Source organism: Psittacicella melopsittaci (assembly GCF_003585925.1).
Classification (GTDB): Bacteria; Pseudomonadota; Gammaproteobacteria; order Enterobacterales; family Psittacicellaceae; genus Psittacicella; species Psittacicella melopsittaci.
In genome coordinates this window covers 22,702-29,202 of the sequence record NZ_NRJH01000011.1, presented here as the reverse complement: position 1 = coordinate 29,202, position 6,501 = coordinate 22,702, and the positions used below count along the sequence as shown (strand labels likewise).

The following is a 6,501-nucleotide window of genomic DNA, read 5'->3' as shown; positions in this document are numbered from 1 at the left end:
GCTTAAGAAAAAACTCAGAAGTCCTTTCTGAGTTTTTTCTTAAGCTTGGGATGGTTCTACTTCGAGAACAAAGGTAACAGGACCGTCATTTTGTAAAAATACTTGCATATCGGCCGCAAATACGCCATTTTCCACAGGCAGATGCGCTCGAGCTTGTTGGGAAAAATACTCATAGAGTTCGTTAGCTAGAGCAGGAGGAGCCCCATTAAAGCTTGGGCGATTACCTCTTGAGGTATCAGCACATAAAGTAAATTGACTTACTACCAGTAATGAACCTTGTGCATCGAGAATATTTAGGTTCATTTTGCCATTTTCATCTTCATTAATGCGTAGTTTTAGGAGTTTTGCTAGAAGCTTGTCAGCTGTAGCTTGGGTGTCTTCTTTTTCTACGCCCAGAAGGACAAGGTAGCCCTTAGCAATTTGTCCTACCACTTGATTATCTACTTCAACCTTAGCTTGTTTAACACGTTGAATAACCGCTTTCATGTGAATCCTTTCAAAATCAATAAATATTTTTTAGTTTAACACAAAAAAAAGGATACACGCCAGGTGTATCCTATTTTTAGGTTTTTCTATTGTTTATTAAATTAAAAAATTTAACAAAACGCTAACTATTATACTCAATCTAAAGAAAAAAATCAGAGGAATATAAACTTAGTGACAACCTGCTTTTGTGGTTACAACAAATTCTTGATTTGTTTTAAGCGCATGGCGTTGGTTTAAGTAGTTTTTCCCTGCAATGAGTAAACCTAAAGTAATAAATGCTCCTGGAGCTAAGATAGCTAAGAGGAAGTTGTTGTCAACTTGATACACTTGAATGTACCAATCTTTAGCTATAGGACCAAGAATAAGATTTAAATCTTTAAAGATAGTTCCTTGCCCTAGTAGTTCACGAATTGCTCCAAGCATTACTAAAGCTAAAGCAACAGCAAAGCCCATAGCAAAACCATCTACAGCCGAAGGAATTACTTTATTTTTATAAGCAAACGCTTCAATACGCCCAATAACAATACAGTTAGTCACAATTAACGGTAAGAAAATACCTAAGGACTCATAAAGGGTAAAAGCAAATGCATGAATAATTAATTGCGTAATAGTTACTAGTGCAGCAATGATTAAAACAAACACAGGAATACGAATTTCATTAGGAATTTGATTACGCAGAATCGAAATTACCGTGTTTGACATAAACATTACAAACATTGTACAAATTCCTAGCCCTAAAGCCGGAGTAGCTCCTGTAGAAGTAGCCAAGAGCGGACAAAGGCCAAGAAGTTGGACAAAAGAAGGGTTGTTTTTCCAAAGGGCTGAAAGCCAAATTTCTTTTGTTGCTGACATTATTGATCTCCTTGTACACTACATGGAACAAATTTTTCTTGCAGAGCTTGAGGGTTGTGTACTAAATCAGCAATAACCACTTGCATATTTTCGCGAATTTGATTTACGATTGCTCGTGGCGTAATAGTAGCTCCCGTAAACTCATCAATTTGTCCCCCGTCTTTTTTCACCGCAAGGTAAGGAAGTTTAGCTTGAGCTAAAGGTAAATTATCAAAACTATGTACCCAGTCGGTAGTAATAACTTTATTACCTAAGCCTGGAGTTTCGTTTTGTTGAAGAATACGTACAGCCTTGATTTCACCTTGAGCATCAGTAACTAGCATAGTACGAATTAAGCCCTCGTAGCCTTTCCAAGTTGAGGAAATTAAGATATAACCTGTAATTTTTCCGTCCTTGGTAGCTAACATTAAAGTATTTACCTTAGGATCGGCTAGATCATAGGCACCTTCTTTTGGGACATAACAAGATTTACTTACATCATTATCGTAGTTCGAAGTAGGAAAGGCTTGCCCTAAGTTAACTATAGTTTGACGTAAAGCGTTTGCTTGAGCATCTTCGATGCGTGATTTTAAAGCAAAGTTCACTAAACTTAAAGAACCTATCCCAACTACAGTAGCTATTACTAAGGTAATGGTGTTGCGTGAAAGATATTTAAAAAACATTATTTACCAAACTCCTTTGGTGTAAAGGTGCGGTCAAACATAGGTACAAGAATGTTACAAAGTAAAACCGCAAAGGCAACACCATCATTGTAGTTAGTAAAAGCACGAATAATGTACATTAAAGCTCCCACTAAAAGAGCATATATTATTCTTCCTGTTACATACTGAGGCGTAGTAACAGGATCGGTAACTATAAAGAATGCTCCAAAAATAGCTGAACCATAAATTAAAGCATAGATAGGTATAGCTTGGCTATAACCTGTTACCAGATAATGGATGTAAGCTATAGTACAAAAGCCAATTAAAGTACAAACTGGAAGGAGGAGAGTAATTATCTTACGTAAAACAAGATAGAGTCCTCCTAATAGCAGAGCAAGGTTGTACACTAACCAAGGGAAGTATTCTGCTGAGATTAAGCGAGCTAAAGAAGCTATTACTTGCTCTTTAGTGCCTCCAACTAGCAAGATAGTTTTTACTTGGGTTAGCGGAGTAGCTTGAGTTACAGCATCTATACCTTGAGCTCCTGTAAAGCTATTCCAAGTTTGGCTTAAAGATTGACTTGCACTACTCTCTGGAATTGCCCAGTAAGTAATAAATTGCGGATAGGTAACAATAAATAAGGCAACCCCAACCATTGCTGGGTTGAAAATATTTTGCCCTAAACCACCATATACTTGCTTTGCAATTAAAATAGCAAAGAGAGTAACTATAAGGATTACATAAAACGGAATATTAGGTGGTAGACTTAGGGTAATTAGCATACAAGTAACTAAAGCAGAGTTATTACCAAACTCGGCATAAAGTTGCTTATTACGTAATTTTGCTACCCCTATTTCTACTACAGCTGCCGTTGCAATAGATACTGCAAGTAAAAGTAGCGTATTCCAACCCCAAAAGTAAGTTTTTACTAACAGAGCGGGAACTAATGCTACAAATACACTAAGCATAATACTATTGGTATTTTTCATTAGAATCTCCTAACGTACTATTTGAGGTATTTTCTTGTGCTAAGCGTTGTGCTTGACGTGCCTTAGCTAGAGCAACAGCTCTTTGCACTGCAGTCATTTTATCATCTGCTTCAGGAGTTACAGCTTCTTGCTCAGTAATTTGAGGAGCTTGCTCTGGAGCTTGATTTTCAGCTTCAGTTTTAGCTTGAGCTTGACGTGCTTTAGCAAGTGCTACTGCTCTTTGTACAGCTGTCATTTTTGCATCTGCTTCAGGTGCTACTTCCGCTTGCTCAGCAACTTGAGGCGCTTGTTCTGGAGCTTGATTTTCAGCTTGAGCTTTAGCTTGAGCTTGACGAGCTTTAGCAAGAGCTACAGCTTTTTGCACTGCAGTCATTTTTGCATCTGCTTCAGGTGCAGTTTCTGCTTGTTCAGGAGCTTGATTTTCAGCTTGAGCTTTAGCTTGAGCCTGACGAGCTTTAGCAAGTGCTACAGCTTTTTGTACTGCCGTCATTTTTGCTTCTGCTTCAGGTGCTGTTTCAGCTTGCTCAGGAGCTTGATTTTCAGCTTGAGCTTTAGCTTGAGCCTGACGAGCTTTAGCAAGTGCTACAGCTTTTTGTACTGCAGTCATTTTTGCATCTGCTTCAGGTGCTGTTTCAGCTTTCTCTGTAGCTTTGCTTTCAGCTTGAGCTTTAGCTTGAGCCTGACGAGCCTTAGCAAGAGCTACAGCTTTTTGCACTGCAGTCATTTTTGCTTCTGCTTCAGGTGCTGTTTCTGCTTGTTCTGGAGCTTGATTTTCAGCTTCAGCTTTAGCTTGAGCTTGTCTTGCTTTAGCTGCAGCAACTGCTTTTTGTACTGCAGTCATTTTTGCTTCTGCTACAGGTGCTGTTTCAGCTTGTTCAGGAGCTTTATTTTCAGATTCAGCTTTAGCTTGAGCCTGACGAGCTTTAGCAAGAGCTACAGCTTTTTGCACTGCAGTCATTTTTGCTTCTGCTTTAGGAGCCGTTTCAGCTTGTTCCGGAGCTTGATTTTCAGCTTCAGCTTTAGCTTGAGCTTGACGAGCCTTAGCTAGAGCAACAGCTTTTTGTACTGCAGTCATTTTTGCTTCTGCTACAGGTGCAGTTTCAGCTTGTTCTGGAGCTTTACTTTCAGCTTCAGCTTTAGCTTGAGCTTGTCTTGCTTTAGCAGCTGCAACTGCTTTTTGTACTGCAGTCATAGGAGCTGAGTTCTCTCCTTGAGCTTGGGCTTCTTGCTGAGCTTGAGCTTGTCTTGCTTTAGCAGCTGCAACTGCTTTTTGTACTGCAGTCATAGGAGCAGAGTTTTCTCCTTGAGCTTGGGCTTCTTGCTGAGCTTGAGCCTGTCTTGCTTTAGCTGCTGCAACCGCTTTTTGCACTGCAGTCATAGGAGCTGAGTTTTCTCCTTGAGCTTCTTGCTGGGCTTGAGCTTGTCTTGCTTTAGCTGCTGCAACCGCTTTTTGCACTGCAGTCATAGGAGCAGAATTATCTCCTGTAGCTGGAGTACTTTGTTGTCCTTGAGCCTGAGCTTGTCTTGCTTTAGCAGCAGCTACGGCTGCTAGTACCGCTGATTTATCTAGAGCAGGTTTACTTGCTCCTTCATTTTGTGCTGCAGCTTGCTCTTGTTGTCTTTGCAGACGACGCAGACGGCGTTGTTCCATAATTGCACTATTGTCTGGAGCATTAGCACCAGCCGTAACTTGAGTATCTTGTCCAGTTACAACTCCACGTGCTTTTAAACGAGCTTTAGCAGCTTCAATAGGGTCAACTCCAGATTCGGCAATAGCTTTTTGACGCATTTGTTGAGCACGTTCTAAATTGCGTTGTTTATCAGCAGCTCGTTTAGCATCACGTTCAGCTTTGGCAATTTGTTCACGTAAGCTTTTAACCTCAAATCTTGCTTTTGATTCTTCGGCAGTTTGAACTTTTTTACGTTCATTCCAAATGCGGTACTTTCCGCTTTGGAAATAAGAAACCAGAGGAATATTTGACGGACAAACATAGTCACATAAGCCACACTCAATACATGAGCTGAGGTTGGCTTTTATAAGTTTGGCATCATCTTTATCCTTTTCAAACCAATGCATTTGTTGGGGTTGGAGAAGCATAGGACATACGTCCTGACAAGCAGTACAACGAATACATGCTTGTTCTTCACCTGGAGCAAAGAGTTTTTGGTCAGCTTCTATATCTCCTTTACCCACAAAGATTAAGCAGTTAGTTGCTTTATTAATTGGGGCATTTAAGTCATCTAGAGCAAAGCCCATCATAGGACCACCCATGATTACTTTATTAGTAAAGTCTGGGTTAGCTCCGAGAAGATCGAGTATTAAAGCTGGAGTTGCTCCAAAAGGAATCCAGTAATTACCTGGTTTTTTAATGCCAGTACCAGTGATAGTTACTAAACGTTGAGTTAGTACTTCCCCATAAGCTATGGCACGGTACATAGAGTAAACTGTACCTATATTAAAACAGATTGCCCCTAAAGAAGTGAGGTTTTGTTTTTTAGTTAAACGTAAACCTGTAAGTACTTCAATAGTGGTTCTTTGGTTACCAGAAGGGTAACGCGTAGGAATAACTCTAATTTTTATGCTATTAAGAGCATAGAGTTTGGCAGCAGCTTGGAGCGTTGCTGACGAATATTTTTCCTTGAGCTCGGCAGGAATTTCTTCTTGGCAGGCAAGAGCTAATTTATCAGTAGGGAAATTAACTTGGCTAAGAAGAGTTAAGTATTTTTCTTGCTCGCGTTTGATTTGCTCTTGCAGGCGTTGAATAGCTACAGGCTTATCATCTTCAATAGCAATTACTACTTTTTCGGTTTGCAGTAGATGTTGCATACAAGAAATAGCCTCAACAAGTTGAGAGGCGTAGTTTTGCATGAGCACATCATCACAAGTAATGTAAGGTTCACATTCGGCAGCATTAATTAGTAAGGTTTTAAAGTGACGATTATTAATTTTACGAGCCGAAGGGAATACCCCACCCCCTAAACCTGCAATACCAGCATTTTTTACCCGCCAGAGTAATTCTATGCGTGGAGCTTCAAGATAATTTAAAGGTTGATAGAAGGCTGGACCTATAGGCGTACCTTCATTAAAGTTAGTTTCTTGAGTTAAGCTAACTGGAGTTTGTTCTGCATTTTCTACAACTATAGTTTTACAGGTTTTACTTAACTCCGAAGCTTGTAAGAACTCAGTGATAGTTAAAATTTTACCTTTAACGGGACTGTGAATTGGTAATTCCCCAGGAATATAATTACTGGTTAAAAGTTGTCCTGCTTCAACCTGATCACCTTCGTGTACTAGGCTTATAGGTTTTGGTCCTTTATGCTGGATCATATTTATTAAGTAATAATTAAGATCCGCAATTTGGTAAACTGGAGCACTTCGCGTTAGGTGTTTACCTAGGTCAAGATGTAAGCCTCCATGAAAATGGTAAAGCTTGTCTTTGCCTAGTCTTTTATGAAGCTTAAGGGCAATGTCTCGTTTGGTAAGGATTTTAGCTGTTTGGCTAAAAACAGCCTTAAGAGAATTGAATACCATA

At 39.6% G+C, this 6,501-nt stretch carries 5 protein-coding genes; all 5 read right to left on the bottom strand.

From position 1 onward, the window contains the following. Positions 1 to 39 precede the first annotated feature (39 nt). The 5 genes from dtd to CJP74_RS01110 all read right to left on the bottom strand — a co-directional run bounded on the left by dtd (position 40) and on the right by CJP74_RS01110 (position 6,500). Positions 40 to 486: a D-aminoacyl-tRNA deacylase gene (gene dtd, locus CJP74_RS01130; RefSeq protein WP_119496440.1), complete on the bottom strand. Its 447-nt coding sequence runs from the start codon at positions 484 to 486 to the stop codon at positions 40 to 42. 168 nt (positions 487 to 654) lie between these two features. Next, positions 655 to 1,338 carry an electron transport complex subunit E gene (locus tag CJP74_RS01125; protein WP_119496439.1) on the bottom strand — a complete coding sequence of 228 codons (684 nt, stop codon included), beginning with the start codon at positions 1,336 to 1,338 and terminating at the stop codon, positions 655 to 657. Then, positions 1,338 to 2,000, bottom strand: coding sequence for an RnfABCDGE type electron transport complex subunit G (locus CJP74_RS01120; protein WP_119496438.1), 663 nt, complete (start codon positions 1,998 to 2,000; stop codon positions 1,338 to 1,340). Before CJP74_RS01120 ends, CJP74_RS01125 begins: the two co-directional genes overlap by 1 nt. After that, positions 2,000 to 2,968, bottom strand: a complete 969-nt coding sequence (locus CJP74_RS01115) for an RnfABCDGE type electron transport complex subunit D (RefSeq protein ID WP_119496437.1) — start codon at positions 2,966 to 2,968, stop codon at positions 2,000 to 2,002. The genes CJP74_RS01120 and CJP74_RS01115 overlap by 1 nt, the downstream gene beginning before the upstream one ends. Beyond that, positions 2,952 to 6,500, bottom strand: a complete 3,549-nt coding sequence (locus CJP74_RS01110) for a 4Fe-4S dicluster domain-containing protein (RefSeq protein ID WP_119496436.1) — start codon at positions 6,498 to 6,500, stop codon at positions 2,952 to 2,954. The genes CJP74_RS01115 and CJP74_RS01110 overlap by 17 nt, the downstream gene beginning before the upstream one ends. Between the last annotated feature and the right edge of the window lies 1 nt (position 6,501).